Source organism: Streptomyces sp. NPDC104309 (assembly GCF_055584025.1).
Map to the genome: position 1 here is coordinate 65,057 of NZ_JBVJMV010000028.1, position 21,988 is coordinate 87,044.

Consider the following 21,988-nt stretch of genomic DNA (forward strand, 5'->3'; position numbering starts at 1 on the left):
CGCTGTGGTTGGTCACCTGCCCGGCCCTGCCGGGACACGCCGTCAGTGGGTGGCTTCGGTCTCCCGCGCCGTGGTGGAACGGCCGTCGGGTGTTCGGGTGGCCCGGCTCCGGGCAGCGATCACCGCCTGCCCCAACGCCAGTCCCCCGTCGTTCGGAGGGACCCGGTGGTGGCGCAGAACGGTGAAGCCATGTCCGCGAAGCGTCCGGGCACATTCCGAGGAGAGCAGGGTGTTGGCGAACACTCCGCCGGTGAGGGCCACGGTGTCCAGGCCGTACTGCTCACGCGCGAGGACACAGGTTCTGCGGACGAGTGCGGCGACCGCCATGTGGAAGCGCGCCGCGACGACTCCCGGTTCGATGCCCGCGCGCACGTCGTCGACCACGGCCGACACCACGGGCGCGGGATCGGCGATCAGCGCCTTCCCGCTGCCCGGATCGGGGGCCCGCAGAGCGAAGCCGTATCCCTCGCAGTGGTCCTCGGCCGCCTGGAGCGCGGCCGTTTCGAGTTCGATGGCGGCCTGGGCTTCGTATCCGGCCCGGTGGCAGATACCCGCGAGGGAGGAGACCGCGTCGAACAGCCGGCCCATGCTGGAGGTGGGGACACAGTTGAGATTCCGCTCCAACTGCCGCTCCAGCAGCCCTTGTTCATCGGAGGGGCAAGCCATCGTGCACGGCAGGTCCCGCGCCCACCCGATCCCCGCCGCGTGCAGATGGGCCAGAGCCATGCGATAGGGACGCTGCACGGAGGCGTCACCGCCCGGCAGCGGAACGTACGCGAGATGTCCGAACCGGTGGTATCCGTCGTAGTCCGCCAAGAGGATCTCCCCGCCCCACACGGCTCCGTCGTCGCCGTAGCCGGTGCCGTCGAACGCGACGCCGATCACCCGTCGGCTGCCGTCCAGGCCGTGTTCGGCCATCGTGGAGGCGATGTGCGCGTGGTGGTGCTGCACGCGCACGACCGGCCGTTCTCCGGCCAGGCGCCGGGTCAACTGCCCCGAGCGGTACCGGGGATGCCGGTCCACGGCCAGGATGCCGGGCCGCACCCCGGTGAGGGTCTCCAGTTGTTGCGCCGCGGCCTCGAAGGCGTGTTGTGTGGCGAGGTCGTCCATGTCGCCGATGTGGGCGGACAGCCAGGCTCTGCGTCCCTCGGCCAGACACAGGACGTTCTTGAGATCGCCCCCGGCGGCGAGGACCGCCGGCAGCGGGAAGGGAAGGTCGACGGGTCGGGGGGCGTATCCGCGGGAGCGGCGTACGGTCAGCCGTTCCCCGTCGCAGACACGGACGACGGAGTCGTCGCACGGGACCCGGATCGGGCGGTCGTGGGTCAGCCAGGCGTCGGCCAGGCCGTCGAGCCGCTCCAGTGCTTCGGCGTCGTCGGTGACGATCGGCTCCCCGGCCACGTTGCCGCTGGTCATGACCAGGAGGCGCGGCCCGGCCGGGTCGCCGGGCAGGCCGAGAAGCAGGTGATGCAGAGGGGTGTAGGCGAGCATGACGCCGAGGTCGGGGCTGCCCGGGGCGACATTGTCCGACGGGACCGGGGCGCCCGGCACGGCGGCGGCGCGGCTTCGGCGCCGCAGCAGGACGATCGGCCGGGCGACGTCGGTGAGCAGAGCGCGCTCCTCGGCACTCGCACGGACGATGTGCTCGATGTCGTCGATGCCGCGGGCCATGAGGGCGAACGGTTTGTCGCCACGTGCCTTGCGACGGCGCAGCTCGGCCACAGCCCGGGGGTTGGTCGCGTCACAGGCGAGGTGGTAACCGCCGAGGCCCTTCACGGCGAGAATCGCGCCGCCGGACAGGAGTTGGCGGGCCTCGGCGACCGGGTCCGCGGCGTGGGTGCGTCGCGGAGTCGTGCCCGGATCGGGGTGTGGCACCACCAGGCCGAGCCGGGGTCCGCAGCGGAGGCAGGCGACCGGCTGGGCATGGAAGCGGCGGTCCGCCGGGTCCGCGTACTCACGGGCGCATTCGTCGCACATGGGGAAGCCAGCCATGGTGGTGTGCGCCCGGTCGTACGGCAGCCCCGTGACGATGGTGAACCTCGGACCGCAGTTGGTGCAGGTGATGAAGGGGTGCCGATGGCGCCGGTCCGCGGGGTCGGCCAGTTCGGCGAGGCAGTCGGCGCAGGTGGCCAGGTCCGGCGGGACCAGTGTGCGCGAGGGTCCGCCGGTCCGGGAGGCGACGATGGAGAAGCCGGTACCGCCCGCGGCCGGGACCTCCCGGTGCTCGACGGATTCGAGGACGGCCATGGGCGGCGCGTCCGTCGCGATCCCTTCGCAGAACTGGGCCACGGCAGCGGGCGATCCCTCGACTTCCGCGACGACGCCCTCGGGCGTGTTGGTGACATGTCCGGCCAGGCCCATCGCGAGGGCGCGCGTGTAGACGTAGGGCCGGAAACCGACGCCCTGGACGATGCCTCGCACCGTGACCCGGCGACGTTGCGTCGGCTCGCCCGAGGCCCGGCCGGACCGTGGCGCTGTCACGCGCGGGTCTGCGCCGCGGCGCCGGCCGCGCCCGGTGCGGCGGCCTGCTCGCCCCGACCGGCATGCGTGCGGGGCAGGTCACGTTCGTCCACGCCGTGCTCCGCGTGTGCGTGGGTGTGCGTGTGCGTGTGGGTGGAGCGGTGCTGCCGGGCCATGACGGGCCGGTGGACCGGGGCGCCGTTCGCCGCGGACAGTGCCCGGTCGAGGAGCGCCCCGACGCCGTCGCCGCGCCGGGCGGAGGTGAGGAGCACCTCCACTCCGGGGTTGACCTGCTCGACATGGGCGCGGAACGCGTCCTCGTCGAACTCCACCGCCTCGGCGATGTCCGCCTTGGTGACGAGGACGAGGTGCGCGAGCCCGAAGGCGGTGGGGTACTTCAGCGGCTTGTCCTCGCCCTCGGTGACCGAGGCGAGGACGACCCTCAGCGTTTCGCCGAGGTCGTAGGAGGCCGGGCAGACCAGGTTGCCGACGTTCTCCACGAAGAGGAGCCGGGTGTCCTCGGGCAGCCATCCGTCGAGGTGCCCGCTCAGCATGTGGGCCTCCAGGTGACAGAGCCCGTCGGTGAGCACCTGCTTGACCGGGGCTCCGGAGCGGGCCAGGCGCGTGGCGTCGTTCTCGGTGGCCAGGTCGGCGGTCAGTGCCGCGACGGGGACGCCCGTCTCACGGGCCAGCACCAGTTCGCGTTCGAGCAGTGCCGTCTTCCCGCTCCCCGGGCTGGAGAGCATATTGACCACCGCTGTGCCGCGGCCGGCGAGTTCGGTGCGCAGGTGCTGCGCGGTCGTGTCGTTCTTCGCGAGTACCGCCTGCTGCAGATCGACCACACGGCACATGGTTCAGCGCTCCTCGGAAATCGGTTCACGGTTGTGTCCGTGCGCGGGGCCGTCGTCCAAGTGGACGTCGGCGATCTGGAGTTCGCGGCCCGAGAGCAGCTCCGCGGTCGCTTCCCCGCACACGGGGCAGCACAGCACCGGTGGCATTCCGACCGCCCATTCGTCCGCACAGGGCGCGCAGCGCGCTCTCGCCCGTACGGAGTCGACGATCAGCTCCGCGCCTTCCAGCACGGTCCCGGCACAGGCCAGTTCGAAGCAGAAGGACAGTGCGTCCGGTACCACTCCGGCCAGTTCGCCGACCTGGAGCCGGACGGACGTGACGCCGACGGCGCCTCCGGTCCTGGCTGCTTCTTCCACCTGGCCGACGACGGCCATGGCGATGGACATCTCGTGCATGGGTCTCCGTCCTGCCCGCGTCATTAGACCGGGGGTGGCCGCCGCCGCCGGGTCGGCTCGCCGATGCCGCACGCCAGGTACGTCATTCGGTGCAGCCCGGCTCCTCTCCGGACCCCGGTGCCGTCACATGCACCGCATGCGCACGTAGCGCTTGATGTCGGGCAGTACCTGAGCCAGGAGTGCGGCAAGGGCGGCGGCGACCGCGCCGCCGATGATGATCTTCTTCATGACGTGTTCGTCTCCTCAGTTCACGGCCGTGCCTGTTGCCGGCTGTGGGGTGGGCGTGGCCTGTTCGTCGTCCCGCACCAGACGCAGAACCATGTCCACGGCCTGTGGGACGGCGGCGGCCACGGGGTCGCTCAGACCGATGCCCTCTTCGACGCGGGCGGGTTCGCATCCGACGACCAGCGTGCGTTGCGGGGGCCTGCAGCCCGTCCCTGCGCACAGGGTCTCCAGCAGGGTCAGGACCGCGTCGGGGGACATGCGGTGGCCGTCGAGCAGGGCCTCCTGCGGCTCGATCCGGCCCGGCCGGTCGGCCTCGATCACATACAGCGTTCCCGGCTCACCGCCGCGTTGGGTGGCGTCGATCAGGACGAGCGTGTCGTATCCGTCCAGGAGCTGGTACGCGAGGTGGACTCCGCGCACGCCGATGTCCACGGCTTCGACGTGGCCGGGCAGAGGCTCCGCGGTCAGTCGTCGTACGGTCTCGACACCGAAGCCGTCGTCGCCGAGGAAGATGTTGCCGACGCCCGCGACCAGAGTGGTCGCCCGCTGTGCCGGGGGCGGTGTCATGCGTCCTCCAGTGGTGCGACCTCGTCGGGCTGGAAGTAGAGGAACCGCCCCTGCTCGCGCCGGATGTCCGCGCCCGGATCGCCCTCGACGGTGACGGCGAGGTGGACTCCCCCGTCCACATCGTGGAGTACCGCCTCGACCAGTGCGCTGCGGCCTCGCAGAAAGAGGTCCTGGGCGTCGGTGCGGCGCAGGCCCGGCCGCAGGAGCACACGGCTGCCCGTGCCCACCGAGCGGCCGTCCACCAGGATCCGGTCGCGCGCCGGATCGACCCGGTCGTCGGCGGCCGGGTCCCACCACGGCTGGTCCGGGCGGATCAGGTCGTTGGCGTCGGATTCCTCCGGGGCGCGCGCATGCCCGCTCGGTGCGACGACCGCGGGCGCACCCGGTTCGCTGACCTCTCGCAGGGCCCGTACCGCGCCGTGCAGCCGCTCCAGGACCTCGGGGGGCATCGAGTCGGCCAGGTCGATCACGGCCGCCGCCCGGTCGTCCGTCCCCCTGGCCTCGCGCTTCTCCCGGTCCGTCAGGGCCGCTGTGCGCAAGGCGAGGATCTCGTCGATCTCCGTGGAGTCGTACAGCGCTCCGGGGCTCTCCGGAGCGATGGCCGGATGGTCCTCCAGGATGATCGGGGACGAGAGCATCAGGTCCGCGCGGCCGGGCTCACCGGCCAGTACGGGCCAGGTGTGCAGGTTCCGGCAGGCCGCGACCGCCCCCGCGGCCCACTCGGGCGGGTCGGTCATGGAGAGGAAGGCGCCAGTGTCGAGGCCGAGGAGGAGGTGCGCCGCCACCAGGGAGCTGGGCAGGGCGGCGTCACGGTCGCTGTCATCGGCGTCCGGGGTCCATGTGCTGGTGTTCTCCACGACGGCGGTGAGCCGCATCGCCCGGTAGGGGCCGTCGAGTTCGGCGGCGGAGAGCCGTAGCCTCCCGCTGATCTCCTCGCAGTGGCGCACCAGCCGGCCCACGGTCCGGCCGTCCTCGTCGCGGACGGTCTCGCTCTCCTCGCGCGCCGGGCGGGTGAAGGGGACGACGACGCCGTCGCCGGTGAGCTCGGCCACAGTGACGAGCAGTTCGATCCGTTCCTCCGCACCCTCGTCCCAGGGAACGAGGACCCGGTCGGTGAGGTGGAGTTCGGGAACGGTCTCGAAGGTGCCGTCCTCGCAAAGCCGCTGCACGATGCGTCGTCGGGCGTGCAGAAAGCGCACCTCGGCCGCCAGAGTCGCATCGGCCTTCGGTTCCATCAGACACTCGGTGTGCTGGAAGTCGTGCTCGTCGGCGGCTGCCGTCCAGGCCGGTGGTACGAGCACTCCGAACTGCCAGCGGAGCCGGTTCTTGGCCGCCGACGCACGGTACGGATACAGGACGTAGCCCTCGAAGAGGACGGCGTCGGCCACCCCGCGGGCGGTGGCGAACCGCGATTCCAGCGCAGGGGTGAAAGTGGACGCGGTCATTGCGCCGCCCTTTCGGCGAGCCCGGCGAGTCCGGCGCCGGCGGAGGCCCGGTGCTGCTGGAGGGGTGTGGATCCGGCGGCGTCGAGCAGGGCCCGGACGGTGGACTCCCAGGACGCCAGTGCGTGCCGGGAGCGGAACGCGAGCAGCGCGCTCATGGTGTCGCGAGGGAGACGGATCCAGCCGCATCCGGGAAAGTGCTGCTCGACCATTTCCTGCCACGCCGTGACGGGCATCCGGAAGGGCGCCTCCAGGTCCCAGGGCACCGGCTCGACCCGGAAGCCGCCGGAACCGGTGAACGCGGTACCGGAGAAGAGCATCAGGAGCGGCACCTCACCCCCCGTCAGCGCGTTCAGATACCGTGTCGCGGCGATGTCCAGGTCGTAGGTACAGGGCACGACGACGTCCGTCTCGGTCTCACCGGTGAACGCGGGGACCATGACCGGGACCTGGGCGAACTGCACGGGCTGGAGTGTGCTGCCCCAGCGCGGGCGCTCGCCGAACAGGTCCGCCAGTCCCTCGGCCTCGGCGGATTCGTAGTCGCGCCGGGCCGGCTCGATGCGGATCTGGCAGCGCAACGCCATCGCGTGCACCCGGGCGCCCGGGGAGGCGGTGACGCGCAGCCGGAACACGAGCGTGGGGCCTGCGGCGTACGGGTCGGCGCGTACGCCGGTGCAGGTGAAGGTGAACTCCGTCATCGCCGCTCCCCCGCTGCTGCCCCGGAACGGCGTTCGACGTGTTCGAAGAAGGCCCGGAGATCCGCTCGGGCCTCGGCTCCGCCGTCGAAGCCCTGCCACAACAGGCGCATGCGGCCCACCAGTTCGTAGCAGATGTCGATCGGAACGAGATAGCACTCGACCCGGCCTTCGGAACGCCGCAACAACAGCGCCTCCACATCCGGTTCCAGCAGCTCGGCCAGGCGGCTTCCGCCGAGGACCGTCTGCCAGATCGATGGATCGAGTTCGCTCTCGGTGGCTCCGGCAGGGCTCGGGTACAGCGCCACCAGCCGGTCCAGTGCGGCGTTGCGGAAGAAGAAGGCGACCCCGACCGGGATCTGCAGGAGATCCCACGCGTTGTCGTCGAAGCGGTGGTCGTGGTCGGCCAGGTAGCGGTCCGGGACGCTCAGGAACCGGCCCCGTGCGGCACCGGGCCGTTCGAACAGCAGGGCGCACGGTGTGCAGGCGCACGCCAGCGAGCGCTGTTCGGTGTCCACCACATGCCGGTGGTTCCCCTCGGTGACCCGCACTCCGCAGAGTTCGCACTGCTCCTGCCGGGGTCCGCTCGGGGCCGCGAACCGTCGCAGTGTGTGCAGGCCCGAGGTGGGGGCAGGCCGTCGGGCCTGCGTCGTGGGCGCGCTCATGGTGTGCCGGCCGGGGTCGCCCGGGTGGCCGGCGCGGCCTGCGGCGGACGGGTGCCGATCTGGAGGAGTGCCGGTTCCGGGGTGGCGGGGCCCGGCTCCCGTTCGACCGTGGTCACCTCCGGTGCGAAGCAGGCGAGGACGTTCTCGACCTGCTGCTGTGCCGCCGACGCACCGGCGCGGCCGCAGCCGCCCGTGTCGGTGGTCCGCAGACGCAGGGTGCCCGTGCTCTCGTCGAAGGTCACGACCTCGACGGGGTCACGGACGGCCGCGAGGGCGCGCCCGATCCGTGTTCCGGTGTCCTCTGGGTGCAGGTCGTGCAGGACCAGGAGGCTCGACACGAGCTCGTCGCCCAGGAGTTCGTCCAAGGTGTCGCCGGTTGCGCGGCCCGGTGCGGCCCGTAGCCCGGCGACGATCCGGGCCAGCCCGGCGCCGTAGAAGTCCATCAGGACCCGCACCAGCTCCTCGGCCGCCGCGACGGCCTTCTGGTCACCGGCTGCCGTCACCCGCTCAAGCACCTCGTCGATGCGCCGACCGGCCTGCTCCGCGTCGAGCGCGCTCGCTGCCGCGCTCATCCGCCCAGTCCGCTCAGCCCGGTGGGCACGTGCATCTTCTGCACCGTCTTGCCCCCACCCACATACATGTGTACGCCGCACGGGAGACAGGGGTCGAAGCTGCGCACGGTGCGCATGATGTCGATGCCCTTGAAGTTCTCCGGCGGGTTCTCCTCGAAGATCGGGGTGTTCTGCACGGCGTCCTCGTAAGGCCCGGGAGTTCCGTAGGTGTCCCTGGTGCTGGCGTTCCACGGCGTCGGAGGGTAGGGGTGGTAGTTGGCGATCTTGCCGTCTCTGATCACCATGTGGTGGGACAGCACACCCCGCACGGCCTCGGTGAATCCGACGCCGATGCTCTCGTCGGGGACGTCGAACTTCTCCCAGGTCTGGGTACGTCCGGCGCGGACCTCCTCAAGCCCCTTTTCGGCACAGTGCAGCGCGATCGCGGCCGCGTACGCCTGGAAGTACGTGCGGGCGCGGTTGCGCTCCAGCGCGTTGCTCCACTTCGGGATCTTCCACTCGAAGGTGGTCTCGGGCTTGGTCATCGTGCGCGGCAGGTTGATGACGACGCTGTGGCCGGTGGCCTTGACGTAGCCGACGTCGACGAGCCCGGAGAGCGCGGTGGACCAGAGGCGGGCGATGGGGCCGCCGCCGGTGTCCAGGGCCAGGTGGTCCTTGCCGTCGAACCAGCGCGGCGACATCACCCAGCTGTACTTGTCGTCGAAGTTCCGCTTCTGCGGCGCGGGGATCGTGTGCTGGTTCCACGGGTGGCGGGGGTCGACCGGGTTGCCGAGCGGGTCGTGGGTGACGAACTGTTCCTTGCCCTGCCAGTCGTCGTAGTACGAACTGCCCAGCAGGATCCGGATGCCGAGGTTGATCTCGGTGAGGTCGTTGGTGACCAGCTTGCCGTCCACGATCACGCCGGGGGTGACGAACATCTTCCGCCCCCAGTCGCTCATGTTGGCGTACGTGAAGTCGCAGTGCTCGGGGTCGTTGAGCGCTCCCCAGCAGCCGAGCAGCACCCGCCGGCGGCCGACCTCCTCGTACCCGGGCAGGGCCTCGTAGAAGAAGTCGAACAGGTCGTCGTGCAGGGGCACGACCCGCTTCATGAACTCCACGTACCGCATGAGGCGGCTGAGGTAGTCCGTGAAGAGCTGGACGGAGGCGACCGTGCCGACACCGCCCGGGTAGAGGGTGGAGGGGTGCACGTGACGCCCCTCCATGAGGCAGAACATCTCCCGCGTGTAGCGGCTCACCTGGAGGGCCTCGCGGTAGAACTCGCCCTCGATGGGATTGAGCGACCGCATGATGTCGGCGATCGTGCGGTAGCCGTGTTCCCCGGCGTGCGGGGCCTCGGTGCGCTCGGCGAGGTCCAGGACACCGGGGTTGGTCTCGCGGACCATCTTTTCGCAGTAGTCGACCCCGACCAGATTCTCCTGGAAGATGTTGTGGTCGAACATGTACTCCGCGGACTCGCCGAGGTTGATGATCCACTCACCGAGGTGGGGCGGCTTCACTCCGTACGCCATGTTCTGCGCGTACACGGAGCACGTGGCGTGGTTGTCGCCGCAGATCCCGCAGATCCGGCTGGTGATGAAGTGCGCGTCACGGGGGTCTTTGCCCCGCATGAAGACGCTGTAGCCGCGGAAGACCGACGAGGTGCTGTAGCACTCCGCGACCCGCTTCTGCTTGAAGTCGATCTTCGTGTGGATGCCGAGACTGCCCACGATCCGGGTGATCGGGTCCCAGGCCATCTCCACCAGGCCGCTGCCGTCGCCGGCCGCCTTAGTTGTCGGTGCCATCGTGTGTGCCGTAGCCCTTCTGAGAAGCGTGCGGTGGGGTCGTGTCACCGGAAGGTGCGCGGTGCGGTCGGTGTGTGGGGCGTGGTCACCGCGGGGGCCGGTAGCCGGTGGTCAGCCGGCCCCGCTTGTGCCGCCACTTCGGCTCCTTGTCCACGGTCTTCGCCGTGATCGTCCGAAGCCTGCGGACGACCGCCCCGTACGCGCCACTGGCCGTGCTGGAGAGCTTGGCGCCCGGGGGTTCGTCCATGAACGGCATGAACTTGTCGGGGAAGCCCGGCATGGTGCAGGCGATGCAGATGCCGCCGACGTTCGGGCAGCCTCCGATGCCGTTCATCCAGCCGCGCTTGGGTACGTTGCACTTGACGACGGGGCCCCAGCAGCCGATCTTGACCAGGCACTTGGGCGAGTCGTAGGTCCGGGCGAACTCGCCCTGCTCGTAGTAGCCGGCCCGGTCGCACCCTTCGTGCACGGTGGCGCCGAACAGCCAGGTCGGCCGGAGTTTGTCGTCGAGCGGGATCATCGGAGCGGCTCCCGCCGCCTGGTACAGCAGATAGGTCAGGGTCTCCGAGAAGTTGTCCGGCTGGATCGGGCAGCCGGGCACGCACACGATCGGGATACCGGCCTTCGACTTCCAGTCCCAGCCGAGGTAGTCGGGCAGGCCCATGGCACCCGTCGGGTTGCCGGCCATCGCGTGGATCCCGCCGTACGTGGCGCAGGTGCCGATGGCGACGACGGCCAGGGCGTTGGGCGCCAGCCGGTCGATCCATTCGCTGGTGGTGATCGGCTGGCCGGTCTCCGGATTGTCGCCGAAGCCGCACCAGTACCCCTCGGGCTTGACCGTCTCGTTCGGGATGGACCCCTCGACGACCAGCACGAACGGGTCGATCTCGCCGCGCTCGCCCTTGAAGAACCACTCGATGAACGTGTCAGCACCACCCACCGGCCCGCTTTCGAAGTCGATCAGCGGCCAGTGGACCTCGACCTTGGGCAGGCCGGGCAGCGCACCGGTCACGATCTCCTCGATGCTCGGCTGCATCGCGGCGGTGAGGGCCACCGAGTCGCCGTCGCAGCTCAGCCCCGCGTTGATCCAGAGGATGTGGATCGGGGAGTCCTCCTCGGTGGCCGCGACCGGTGCGTCCACGGTGTTCGACGTTGCTGCATCCATGAGGATGCCTCCCTGGAAAGAGACACACGAAGGCCGGCGGATCGGCCTTCACAGTTCTTCGTAGCAAGCACCCGGTGCGGGTGCGGCATGGTGCGCCGCCAGTGCGGTGACGCCGTCCTTCCGGCGGGACCGTCCCGGCGTCGGGGGGACGAGGTGCGGCGGCTGTCCCGCCGGGGGATCCTTGAGCACGAACGCGTGCCGCAGTGCGTGGTAGGACGACCGCGGGTCGAAGAAGATCCGCCGCATCTCGGCCAGCTCCGCCGCCCGGTGGTCCGCCAGGGGTCTGCGGGCCTCGTCCCGGTCCCGTTCGGTCTTCTTGGCGGCGATGCGCGACAGCGCCGCGGGTGACTCGGCGAGGCGGCTCGCCAGCCGTGCGACCTCGCCCGCGAAGGACTGCGCGTCGCAGTCGACCGTCCGGTCGGCCAGACCGAGCCGCACAGCGGACTCGGCGCTGACCGGCAGCGCCCGCCCGGTGAGGCGCTCGGCGGTAGCCGCCCCCACCCGGCGTGGCAGCGTGTACGTCCAGTACTCGGAGCCGTACAGCCCCATCAGGCGGTAGTGCGGGTTCAGCACCGCTCCCGATCTGCACCAGACCTCGTCCGCCGCGAGCGCGAGCATGACCCCGCCCGCGGCCGCGTTCCCGCCGATCGCGGAGACCACCAGCCGGTCGGTGGTGGTCAGCACGGACTCCACGAGGTCGTCCATGGCGTTGATGTTCGCCCAGGACTCCTCGCCGGGGGCGGCGGCGGCCTCGATGACGTTGAGGTGGATCCCGTTGGAGAAGAAGTCCCGGGCGCCGCCCAGCACCAGTACCGAGGTGGGCCGTCGACAGGCCAGACGGTAGGCGTCGTGCAGGCGCCGGCACTGCGTCGTGCTCATCGCGCCTCCGGGGAACGAGAACCTGAGAAAACCGGCCTGTCCCACCTCCCGGTATCCGATGTCGCTCCAGCCGTGCCCACGCTCCTCGTCGTACAGCGGCGCAGGATGTTCCGGCAGGGCGGGCAAACGCCCGGCGAGAGCCGTCACAGCGGGCAGTTTGAACGTCGCGTCCCCGCCCGGCCTTCGGCGCGGACGCAGCTCGGGGATCCACACGGCGCCGTCGGTCGTCGCACGGCAGACGGCCTCCCCGCGTACGGCCACCAGTTCTCCCGGCCGGCCGCGCAGTTCGTGCTCGGGGTGCCCTCCGTGCAGGAACCACTCGCCCCCGAGCAGTTCGTCGAGCACCCCTGGGCAGGAGTCGGCGGCTCGCAGCTTGCGCAGGACCTCCGCCGTGGAGTCCGACCCCCAGTCGATGCGGCGGTGCTCCTGGCGGAGGAACGGCCGGGTACGGATGGGTAGTTCCGCGTCGCCGCCGGTCTGCGGACGGGGGACGTACGTACCGGACGCGAAGCGCTCGACGGCGCGGTGCACGGCCCGCGACGCGGCGTCGGAGACCTCGTTGCGGTACAGGTCGCTCTTGCCCACCGCAGGCACCGGAAAGGTCTCCGAGGCCCAGATGTCTCCGGCATCCATCTCCTCGCCGGCCTGCAGGACGGTCACGCCCCAGGTGTCCGCTCCCTCGTGGACGGCCCGGTCGAGGGAGGACGGCCCGCGGTCGCCAGGGGGGCCGGGGTGGACGACCAGGCAGGTGTACGCCGCCCATACGTCCCGGGGGATGGCGGTCTTCAGCAGCGGGGCGAGGATGAGGTCGGGCGCGAACTCGCGCACCGCCCGCCGCAGCGACACATCGCGCGCGGTCGCGTCCGGAGTCGCGAGTTCCACCGCGACGGTGTGGCCGCGGTCCCTCAGTTCGGCGTGAACACGCTGAGTGAGGCTGTTGAACGCGCTCGCCACGAGCAGGATGTGCACAACGGCCTCCCAGCGCCCCGATCCGTCCCGGTCCGGTCCGGACGGATTCCGATCATGCGATGGTCGGCCACTGACGGCGCGTCACCACCGGGCAACCGGCCGCGAAGTCACCCGAAAGCGAACACATCGGCGACCACTCAGGGGAATCCGGGGGCGTGCCCCTTGCCCGTTCCGAGCCCAACTGCCCACCCACCGAGGGCCGGTCGGGTCCGGGCGGCGCGACTCGCCCCGGCGGCCTGTTATCTTTACGTGACTTCGCGACGCGACTCTCGGTCACGCTTTGGCCTTGGCTGCGGCGAAGTGGGTGAGGGCGGAGCGCATGGCCACCCTCCGGGCGTTTCGGTCCGATCAGCAGCCGCACGGCCTGAACTGAACCTGAGGTTGCACATGCCATACACCGGCCGGGACGAATGATTCCGCCGCCCGCCGATCGCGGGCAGACATCCGCAGGGCCCCGGGAGGGCCCGCCTGCACGGAGTGCGACGGCGGACGAGCAGTGACCACTACACCTGTACGGGCACGGTCGAAGTCAGCGGCCGGCCCGGCCTGTCATGGCTGGACGGAATGACACAGCACAACATATTCAGCAGAACGGCGCATCGCGCCCGGAACTTATGCGTCCCTGGGGCGGGACGCCGGAAACAGGCGAAGCGGCCACGCCGGCGCCGGCCGCGCAAACCCGATTACCCGCGCGCGGGCCGAAGCGGCTGGCGCCGATGGGTGCCCTCCTGGCGGTTGGTCATGGGCTCGTTCCTGATGTTCACCGCGACGCTCACGACCGTGGTGGGCATCGCCTACGCGCGTACGGACATCCCGGAGGACCTCAACGCCTTCGCCACCCAGCAGGACACCGTCTACTACTGGGCCGATGGTTCTCCCATGGCCCGTACGGGCTGGGTGAGCCGCCAGGAGATGCCTCTGTCGAAGATTCCCGACGATGTCCGATGGGCCGTACTGGCAGCGGAGAACGCCGACTTCTACTCGGATCACGGCATATCGACCCAGGGGATCACCCGCGCGCTGTGGCGCACGGTCGGCGAGGGAGACACCCAGGGCGGCTCGACCATCACCCAGCAGTACGTCAAGAACGTCTACCTCTCGCAGGACCAGTCCTTCTCCCGCAAGTTCACCGAGATGCTGCTCGCGGTCAAACTCGACCGAAGTGTCAGCAAGGACAAGATCCTTGAGGACTATCTGAACACCAGTTGGTTCGGCCGGGGCACCTACGGTCTCCAGCGCGCGGCCCAGGCCTACTACGGCAAGGAGGTCACCCAACTCGGCGCCAGTGAGGGCGCGTTCCTCGCGTCGCTGCTCAAAGGAGCCTCGCTCTACGATCCCGCCGTCAACCCCCGCAACCATGCCCGCGCCGTCAAACGGTGGAAGTGGACACTGGACCGAATGGTGGAGATCGGCAGGCTGAGCCCGGCCGAACGCGCCCGGTACACCACTTTCCCCGAGCCGAAGCCCCCTCACAAACCGAACAGCATGGCCGGGCAGGACGGTTACCTGGTCCAGCTCTCCGAGTCGTACGCCAAACGTGCCGGGCACATCTCCGACGCGCGCTTCGACCTCGGCGGCTACCAGATCTACACGACATTCGAGAAGCCGCGGATGAACGCGCTCACACGGGCCGTCAAGGGCGCGCGCGAGACACTCGATCCCAAGCAGCGCAAGGCCGATCGCCATGCCCGGTTCGGGGCCGCGTCCGTCGCCCCGGACGGCCGGATCCTCGCCGTGTACGGCGGACCGGACTTCGAGCGACAGGCCTTCAACGAGTCCAACGCGGGCACTGTCCCGGCCGGTTCGGCCTTCACGCCCTTCGTCTACGCCGCGGGGCTGGAGCACGGCGTCTCGCGCAGACGCAACGGCCCCCGGACCACGGTCACACCCTCGACCATGTACGACGGTGACGACGACATCCCCGTCATGACTGCCGAGGGACCGTACTGGGACCGCAGCGGCAAGATGGTCAAGGGCCACAACGACGGCAACCGCTCCTACGGCCGCATCAGTCTGCACGACGCCCTGGCGAGGTCCGTGGACTCCCCGTTCCTCCAGCTCGGCATGGATGCGGGACTGAAGCAGGTCCGCCGCACGGCCGAGGCATCCGGGCTGCTCCCGTCGAGCTTCGGTCCGCCCGTCCCTTCGTTCTCGATGGGCAATTCCACGCCGAGCGCCATCCGCATGGCCGACGCGTACGGCATGTTCGCGGCGCACGGCATGCACACCGATCCGTACTCGGTCGGCAGGGTCACGCGCAACGGCGAGCCGGTCCGGCTCGATCTGCCGCGGGCGAAGCGCGCCGTAGGGACCGACGTCGCCGACGAGGTCACCACGTCGCTCGCACGACCCGGCGGGGAGAACGGTGTCGCCTCCGGCTCACCGGTCGCCGCCAAGGCCGGAACCACCGAGGACGACACCGCGCGCTGGTACGTCGGATACGACCGGACCGCGTCCACGGCCGTGGTCATGTACCGCATGGACCTCACGAAGAGTCTCGCGCCACTGCCGCTCAAGGGGCTCGGCGGCACCTCCTCGACCGGCAAGAAGCTCCCGTCCCGGATCTGGAACGCATACACGGAAGCGGTGACGAAGTGACAGAGAGCAGCGCAGAGACCGTCGTCCACCGAATACGGGCCCGGCTGACGCCTCGTATCGTCCTTGGGCTCGCGGCATGCCTGGTGGCCTCGGGTGCCGCGGCGCTCGTCCCGCTGGCGTCCGACGACTCGGACAGCCGCACACCGCGGCAGGGCACCAGCACCGTCGCCGCGCCGACGCCCACCGCACGGGCACACCGCGATGGTGACGGCAGGAAGACGGAGCAGGAGAAGTGGGACGGGAAGGTCAGGATTCTGGGCGACGGCTCCACGTCCTACACCGGGCCGCAGCCGCATCAGTTGAAGGCCGAGCGGCTCAAGCCGGGTGAGAAGCCGCCCCAGTTCGTGGTGTTCTCGTGGGACGGCGCGCTGGAGGGCGACGATCGCATGTTCTCGCGCTTCCGCCGTGCGGCGAAGGAGAGCAACGCGCACATGACGTTCTTCCTCACCGGCATCTACCTGCTTCCGAAGGAGAAGAGGAGCCTCTACGAGCCGCCCCAGCACAAACCCGGCGCGGCTGCGATCTCGTACCCGACGCGCGAGCACATCCGCATGACGCTGGAGCAGCTCGGCGACGCCTGGCGGGAGGGCAACGAGATCGGATCCCACTTCAACGGCCACTTCTGCGACAAGAAGGGCGGTGGGGACTGGACCACGTCCGAGTGGTTCAGCGAGATCAACCAGTTCTATTCCTTCGTTCAGAACTGGAAGACGAACACGGGCTTCACGGACCTCGATCCGCTGCCGTTCGACCCCACCCGCGAGGTCGTCGGTGGGCGGGCTCCCTGTCTCGAAGGACAGAAGACCCTGCTGCCGGCGACCAAGCCCTTCGGCTGGCGTTACGACGCGAGCTCCCCGGGGGAGTTCCAGATCTGGCCGTCCAAGAAGAACGGTATCTGGAACCTTCCGCTGCAGATGCTGCCGTTCCCCGGCAAGGATTTCCAGGTGCTGTCCATGGACTTCAACTTCCTCTACAACCAGTCGGAAGGCAGCACCGAGGGCGACCCCGCGAAGTACCGGACGTGGCGCGAGGAGGCCCGGGACTCCTATCTCGCGGGATTCGAGCGGGTGTTCAACGGCAGCCGCGCACCGCTGTTCATCGGAAATCACTTCGAGGACTGGAACGGCGGGATCTACATGGATGCCGTCGAGGAGACGATGCGAGAGGTCTGCCCGCGCAAGGGGGTGCGCTGCGTGTCCTTCCGCGAACTGACCGACTGGCTCGACGCGCAGGACCCCGAGGTCCTCGCCCAGTGGCGGACGCTCGACCCTGCCCAGCCGCCGAACTGGAAGCAGTAGGCGGACACGGAAAGCGGAGCTCCGGCCGGACGACTCGGATGACGTGACGAGTCGTTCAGTGCCGGGCTCCGCGGTCCGGTGGGTGCGGGCGCCGTCGGCGCCCGCGGTCAGCCCGCCTTCTTGACGAACTCCGTGGTGTACGTCTTGTCGAGGTCCACCTTCGCGTCCTTCAGGTTCGGGTTGAAGGCCTTCAGGACCCGCTCGACGGTGGCGGGGCCGTCCGCCGGCATCACACCGTCCGTGGTGAACATGGGCAGGGTGCTCTTGATCGCCTCCGCGTAGAGGTCCTTGCCGCCGCCCTGGGCGTAGTCGGCGGGCATCTTCGCGGCGATCTCGTCGGCGCTGTGCGTGGACATCCACTTCAGCGTCTTGACGAAGGCGTTGGCCAGCTTCTGGACGGTTTCCTTGTGGCTGTTGACCCACTCGGTCTGCATGTAGAGGCTGGAGGACGGGTAGGGGCCGCCGAGCGCCTGCTGGGAGCCCTCGGGGGTCCGCATGTCGATGAGGACCTTGCCGAGCTTCTTGTCCAGGATGGTGGCGACGGTCGGGTCGGTGGTCATGCCGCCCTGGATGGATCCCTGCTGAAGCGCGGAGATGAACGTCTGTCCCGCTCCGACGGCCACGGGCGTGAATTCGCTGGTCTGCACGTCGTTGCTCACGGCAAGGTACTTCGTCAGGAAGTCGGTCGAGGAGCCGAGACCCGTCACTCCGAGCTTCTTGCCCTTGAAGTCCTTCGCCGACTTGATGTCACCCGCCGCCTGGTTCGAGACGATCTCGACCTCGCCGGGAGCATGGGAGAACTGGACGACCGACTCGACGTGCTTGCCCTTCACCTGAAGGTCGAGGGTGTGGTCGTAGAAGCCCACCGTGCCCTGGACGTCGCCGGAGACCAGGGCCGTCTCCGCCTGGACGCCGGCGGGCTCGGTCAGAAGCTGGACCGAAACCCCTTCCTCCTTGAAGTAGCCGAGCCGTTCGGTCAGCATCGCGGGCAGGTAGATGACCTTGTCCAGGCCCCCGACCATGATCTTGACCTTGTCGTTCTTGCCCCCGGAGGCCGAGGTGGAGTCGCCGCCGCAGGCGGTCAGGCTGGTCAGGGCGAGCGCGCCGGCGACGGCGACGGCCGAGATCCGGATGGATGTGCGCATCTGATTCACGTCCTTGTGAAGAAACGGTCGGGTGTACGGATGACGGTGGGCGTCAGCGGGGGGAGTCGGCGTCGGCCGGCTTCCACCGGAAGAGCCGCTTCTCCAGGAAGGTCAACAGGCCTTCGGCCAGCAGCGCGACGATCGCGAGGATGACCATCGCGGCGTAGACACCGGCCGCGTTGAAGGTGCCCTGGGAAGCAGCGACCAGCAGTCCGAGCCCCTTCGTGGCGCCGATGTACTCGCCGACGATGGCGCCGATGAGCGCGAAGCCGAAGCTCACATGCAGGCTGGTGAAGATCCATGAGGTGGCCGAGGGGATGACCACCTGAAGGGTCACCTGTCGGTTGCTGGCGCCCAGGATGCGGGAGTTGGCGACGAGATTGCGGTCGACCTCCCTGGCGCCCTGGAACGCGTTGAAGAAGACGGGGAAGAACACGAGCACGACCGCGGAGGCGACCTTCGAGGCCGGGCCGAGGCCGAACCAGATGAGGAAGATCGGGGCGAGCACGATGCGCGGCAGGGCGTTGAGCACCTTGATGTACGGGCCGAGGACGTCGGCGGCGAAGCGGACGCGGCCCAGCGCGATTCCGAGCAGCACACCGGCGATCACACCGATGACCCAGCCGAGCAGCGCTTCGTAGAGCGTGTACCAGATCTGCTCCCACAGGGAGCCCTGAGCCGTGCCGTCCACGACCCAGGTGCGGATCTGCTCCCAGATCTTCGACGGCATGGAGAAGTTGAACGGGTCGATGACCGCGGAGCGGGCCAGCCACTCCCACAGCCCGATGACCGCGATGAGCACCGCGACCCGGCTCCCGAGCACAAGGAACTTGCGGTTCCGGGCGGCCCGAGCCCTGGCTTGGGTCCGTTCGGTCTTGGTGACGGGGGCGCTCGCGGTGATGGTTTCAGGCGACATTGAACGCACCCCTCTCGCGGGTGATGCGGACCTCTTCACCGAGCGAGGACCAGATCTCCCGGTAGATCTCGATGAACCGGGGTTCCAGACGTACCTGCTCGACCTTGCGGGGGCGGGGCAGGTCGATCTCGAAGACCTCCTTGATCGTGGCCGGTCCCGCGGTCATGACCACGACCTTGTCGGCCAGCGCGATGGATTCCTCCAGGTCGTGGGTGACGAAGACGACGGAGGCGCCGGTGCCGGCCCACAGTTCCAGGAGTTCGTCCGACATCAGGGCCCTGGTCTGCACGTCGAGGGCGGAGAAGGGTTCGTCCATGAGCAGGATCTCGGGGTCGTTGACGAAAGTCGCCGCGAGGGCGACGCGCTTGCGCTGGCCTCCGGACAGCTGGTGGGGGTAGCGGTCCTCGAAGGAGGACAGCCCGACCCGGGCGAGCCACTCCCGGGCCCGCTCCTTCGCCTCGGGCTTCGGTACGCCGCGGAACCGGGGGCCCGCCATCACATTGGACAGCACGGTCCGCCAGGGGAAGACCGCGTCCTGCTGGAAGACGAAGCCGACCTTGTCTCCGATGCCGCGCACCGGTTCACCGCCCACCAGCACCTCGCCCTCGGTGGGCTCCTCCAGCCCGCTGACGAGCGTCAGGGTGGTCGACTTGCCGCATCCGGTGGGGCCCACGACGGCGACGAACTCGCCGCGCCCGATCGTGAGGTCCAGATCCCGTACGGCGGTGTGGAGCGTCCCCGACGGAGTCCGGAACGCTTTGCTCGCCCCCCGCAGCTCGATGGCGGGGCTCGTTTCGCTGTTCATGGAGCGGGACGCTAGGGGCGGCCCGGGATCGTGGGCACCCTTGCGCTCACAACTCCCGCTTCTGCTCATAACCCGCGGTTCTGCTCGTTTTGCTCGCGCTGCGACAACGAATAAGCCACGAGGACTGGTCAGGGGCGTCGGTGACGTTTACCTTGCGTTCACACGAGGACGAAACGGAGCATCAGGTTCCTGGTTGGCGGAAGGCAGAGGGCGAGCACATGCGGATTCACTGGCCCCGCCGTGTCTTCGCCCAGGTCCTGCTCACCCAGGTGGCCATCACCACGGGCGTGATCATGCTCGTCACCGGGCTCTTCCTCGCGCCCCTGAGTCACCAGCTCGACGACCAGGCGATGCGTCAGGCCCTGTCCATCGCCCAGACCGCCGCCGTCGAACCCGGTCTGGTGCGCAACCTGACGCGTACCGACCCCACCCCCACGGGGCCGGTGCAGGCCGAGGCCGAGCGCATGCGGCACGCCACCGGAGCGCTCTACATCGTGGTCATGGACACCCGGGGGGTGCGCTGGTCGCACACCGAGACCGAGGAGATCGGCAAGCACGTCTCGACCGACCCGAGTACGGCGCTGTCCGGCCAGGAGATCATGCAGATCGACAACGGAACCCTGGGCCGCTCGGCACGCGCGAAGGTCCCGCTGCGGGACAGCCGGCACACCATCGTGGGCGCGGTCTCGGTGGGCATCGCCTACGACAGCGTCCACACGCGGCTGCTCGAAGCCATCCCCGGTCTGCTGCTCTACTCCGGGGCGGCGCTCGCCGCCGGTGTGCTGGCCGCGCTGGCCGTCTCACGGCGGCTGCAGCGCAGCACCCACGGCCTCGCCTTCGCCGACATCTCCGCGTTGCTGGACGAGCGCGAAGCCATGCTGCACAGCATTCGCGAGGCGGTTCTCGCCCTCGACGCCCGGGGCCGGATCCGATTGCTCAACGACGAGGCCCAGCGGTTGCTGGAGCTGGACCAGGAGGCCGTCGGACGCACGCTGGGCGAGGTACTGCCGCCGGGCCGTACGTCGGAGGTGCTGGCGGGACGGGTCGACGGCGCCAACCTGATCACCGTCTGCAACGGTCGCGTGCTGATCGCCAACCGCATGCCCACCGGTGACGGCGGAGCCGTCGTCACCCTTCGCGACCGCACCGAGCTGGAGCTGCTCGGCCGCGAGCTGGACTCCACGCACGGGCTCCTGGACGCGCTGCGCGCCCAGGACCACGAGCACGCGAACCGGCTGCACACCCTGCTCGGACTGCTGGAGCTCGGCAGGCACGAGGCCGCGGTGGAATTCGTCGCGGAGGTGGCCAATGGTCACCGGGCATCGGCGGAGCAGGTCGCGGAACGCGTCAACGATCCGTTGATCTCGGCGTTGCTCGTGGGCAAGTCGGCGATCGCGGCGGAGCGGGGTGCGTCCCTGCTCGTCTCGCCGGCCACCCGGCTCCCGGACGTGGTGGTGGACCCGCGCGATCTGGTGACGATCCTCGGCAACCTCATCGACAACGCCCTCGACGTCGCCTCGCTCATCGAGGTCGAACTGCTCGCCGAGGGCACCACCGCGGTCCTGCGGGTCAGCGACAACGGCCCCGGGGTGCCGCCCGACATGCGCGAGCACATCTTCACCGAGGGCTGGTCCACCAAGGAGTCCCCCGCGCATCGCGGACGCGGGCTCGGTCTGGCGCTGGTGCGCAGACTGGCCGAGCGCTACGGTGGCGCGGCTCGCGTCACGGCCCGGGCCGGTGGCGGCGCCGTCTTCACCGTCGTCCTGCCCGAGGCACTGAGCGTCCGGCCGCTGACCGAAGTGGGAGATATGCGATGATCGATGTCCTGGTGGTGGACGACGACTTCCGTGTCGCCGAGATCAACGCCGCGTATGTGGCGAAGGTTCCCGGATTCCGCGTCATCTCGCGTGCGCACAGCGCCGCGCAGGCGCTGGCCTTCCTGGAGCGCGAACACGTCGATCTCGTTCTGCTCGATCACTATCTTCCGGACGAGACGGGACTGACCCTGGTGCGGCGGCTGCGCCAGCTCGGCCATCCGGCCGATGTGATCATGGTGACCGCCGCCCGTGACGTGTCGACCGTCCGGACCGCGCTGCGGTACGGCGCGCTGCAGTACCTGGTCAAACCGTTCAGCTTCGCCGGTCTGCGGTCCAAGCTGGAGAGTTACGCCACCCTGCGCCGGACCCTCGAAGGCGTGGGGGGCGGTCGCGGCGAGGCGGGCCAGGAGCAGGTCGACCAGATCTTCGGCGCCCTGCGCACGGCGGAGTCCGGCCCCGCGGCGGGTCTGCCCAAGGGCCACTCGGCACCCACGGCCGACGTCATCCGCCATGTCCTGTCGGCCGCCGACGAGCCACTGTCCGCACACGAGGTCGCCGCGCGGGCGGGCCTGAGCCGCTCCACCGCCCAGCGGTACCTCAAGTACCTGGAGAGCGCGGGCCGCATCAGCCTCAGCCTCAAGTACGGTGACACAGGCCGACCCGAACACCGTTACGCCTGGTCGAAGGCGAGCTGAGGAGCGCACGACGACACGCCCGCACCGGCTCTCAGCCGTCCGGCGGC

General features: G+C 69.7%; 19 protein-coding genes. 4 read left to right on the top strand and 15 right to left on the bottom strand.

The features are described from left to right. Positions 1–42 precede the first annotated feature (42 nt). The 12 genes from hypF to ACZ68L_RS31885 all read right to left on the bottom strand — a co-directional run bounded on the left by hypF (position 43) and on the right by ACZ68L_RS31885 (position 12,667). On the bottom strand, positions 43–2,481 hold the full coding sequence (gene hypF / locus ACZ68L_RS31830; protein WP_469583782.1) for a carbamoyltransferase HypF: 2,439 nt from the start codon (positions 2,479–2,481) through the stop codon (positions 43–45). Then, on the bottom strand, positions 2,478–3,311 hold the full coding sequence (gene hypB / locus ACZ68L_RS31835; RefSeq protein ID WP_469583785.1) for a hydrogenase nickel incorporation protein HypB: 834 nt from the start codon (positions 3,309–3,311) through the stop codon (positions 2,478–2,480). The genes hypF and hypB overlap by 4 nt, the downstream gene beginning before the upstream one ends. Before the next feature lie 3 nt (positions 3,312–3,314). Next, positions 3,315–3,707, bottom strand: coding sequence for a hydrogenase maturation nickel metallochaperone HypA (hypA, locus tag ACZ68L_RS31840; RefSeq protein WP_469583788.1), 393 nt, complete (start codon positions 3,705–3,707; stop codon positions 3,315–3,317). Positions 3,708–3,830: 123 nt separating this feature from the next. After that, complete coding sequence (locus ACZ68L_RS31845) at positions 3,831–3,935, bottom strand: DUF6893 family small protein (protein WP_389637029.1); 105 nt, start codon at positions 3,933–3,935, stop codon at positions 3,831–3,833. 15 nt (positions 3,936–3,950) lie between these two features. After that, entirely contained in the window at positions 3,951–4,499 is a 549-nt protein-coding gene (locus ACZ68L_RS31850; RefSeq protein ID WP_469583792.1) for a hydrogenase maturation protease, read from the bottom strand. Beyond that, positions 4,496–5,944, bottom strand: a complete 1,449-nt coding sequence (locus tag ACZ68L_RS31855; protein ID WP_469583797.1) for a hypothetical protein — start codon at positions 5,942–5,944, stop codon at positions 4,496–4,498. The genes ACZ68L_RS31850 and ACZ68L_RS31855 overlap by 4 nt, the downstream gene beginning before the upstream one ends. Further along, positions 5,941–6,639: a DUF6084 family protein gene (locus ACZ68L_RS31860; protein ID WP_469583799.1), complete on the bottom strand. Its 699-nt coding sequence runs from the start codon at positions 6,637–6,639 to the stop codon at positions 5,941–5,943. The genes ACZ68L_RS31855 and ACZ68L_RS31860 overlap by 4 nt, the downstream gene beginning before the upstream one ends. Then, entirely contained in the window at positions 6,636–7,301 is a 666-nt protein-coding gene (locus ACZ68L_RS31865; protein ID WP_469583801.1) for a DUF5947 family protein, read from the bottom strand. Before ACZ68L_RS31865 ends, ACZ68L_RS31860 begins: the two co-directional genes overlap by 4 nt. Further along, the gene (locus ACZ68L_RS31870) at positions 7,298–7,873 is read right to left on the bottom strand and encodes a hypothetical protein (RefSeq protein WP_469583804.1); all 576 of its coding nucleotides are present in this window, start codon (positions 7,871–7,873) and stop codon (positions 7,298–7,300) included. The genes ACZ68L_RS31865 and ACZ68L_RS31870 overlap by 4 nt, the downstream gene beginning before the upstream one ends. Next, positions 7,870–9,654 (bottom strand): nickel-dependent hydrogenase large subunit, encoded by a 1,785-nt coding sequence (locus ACZ68L_RS31875; protein WP_469583807.1) that lies wholly within the window; start codon positions 9,652–9,654, stop codon positions 7,870–7,872. The genes ACZ68L_RS31870 and ACZ68L_RS31875 overlap by 4 nt, the downstream gene beginning before the upstream one ends. Positions 9,655–9,739: 85 nt before the next feature. After that, on the bottom strand, positions 9,740–10,819 hold the full coding sequence (locus ACZ68L_RS31880; RefSeq protein WP_469583810.1) for an NADH-quinone oxidoreductase subunit B family protein: 1,080 nt from the start codon (positions 10,817–10,819) through the stop codon (positions 9,740–9,742). 48 nt (positions 10,820–10,867) lie between these two features. Then, positions 10,868–12,667 carry a hydrogenase maturation protein gene (locus tag ACZ68L_RS31885; protein ID WP_469583813.1) on the bottom strand — a complete coding sequence of 600 codons (1,800 nt, stop codon included), beginning with the start codon at positions 12,665–12,667 and terminating at the stop codon, positions 10,868–10,870. Positions 12,668–13,231: 564 nt separating this feature from the next. Between ACZ68L_RS31885 and ACZ68L_RS31890 the strand changes: the two genes are divergently transcribed. Continuing rightward, positions 13,232–15,265 carry a transglycosylase domain-containing protein gene (locus ACZ68L_RS31890; RefSeq protein ID WP_469583815.1) on the top strand — a complete coding sequence of 678 codons (2,034 nt, stop codon included), beginning with the start codon at positions 13,232–13,234 and terminating at the stop codon, positions 15,263–15,265. Then, the gene (locus ACZ68L_RS31895; protein ID WP_469583818.1) at positions 15,262–16,563 is read left to right on the top strand and encodes a polysaccharide deacetylase family protein; all 1,302 of its coding nucleotides are present in this window, start codon (positions 15,262–15,264) and stop codon (positions 16,561–16,563) included. Before ACZ68L_RS31890 ends, ACZ68L_RS31895 begins: the two co-directional genes overlap by 4 nt. Positions 16,564–16,670: 107 nt before the next feature. Here the strand turns inward: ACZ68L_RS31895 and ACZ68L_RS31900 are convergent, their stop codons facing one another. From ACZ68L_RS31900 to ACZ68L_RS31910, 3 genes are read right to left on the bottom strand one after another with little or no spacing between them, the layout of a single operon-like run. Further along, a complete protein-coding gene (locus tag ACZ68L_RS31900; protein ID WP_469583821.1) occupies positions 16,671–17,708 on the bottom strand; it encodes an ABC transporter substrate-binding protein in 1,038 nt (345 codons plus the stop codon). A gap of 52 nt (positions 17,709–17,760) precedes the next feature. Next, entirely contained in the window at positions 17,761–18,624 is an 864-nt protein-coding gene (locus ACZ68L_RS31905) for an ABC transporter permease (RefSeq protein WP_469583823.1), read from the bottom strand. Further along, positions 18,614–19,429, bottom strand: a complete 816-nt coding sequence (locus tag ACZ68L_RS31910; RefSeq protein ID WP_404252757.1) for an ABC transporter ATP-binding protein — start codon at positions 19,427–19,429, stop codon at positions 18,614–18,616. Before ACZ68L_RS31910 ends, ACZ68L_RS31905 begins: the two co-directional genes overlap by 11 nt. Before the next feature lie 218 nt (positions 19,430–19,647). Here ACZ68L_RS31910 and ACZ68L_RS31915 point away from each other — a divergent pair, with 218 nt between their 5' ends. Further along, a complete protein-coding gene (locus ACZ68L_RS31915) occupies positions 19,648–21,246 on the top strand; it encodes an ATP-binding protein (RefSeq protein WP_469583827.1) in 1,599 nt (532 codons plus the stop codon). Next, positions 21,243–21,941: a response regulator gene (locus ACZ68L_RS31920; RefSeq protein WP_469583830.1), complete on the top strand. Its 699-nt coding sequence runs from the start codon at positions 21,243–21,245 to the stop codon at positions 21,939–21,941. Before ACZ68L_RS31915 ends, ACZ68L_RS31920 begins: the two co-directional genes overlap by 4 nt. Positions 21,942–21,988: the final 47 nt, after the last annotated feature.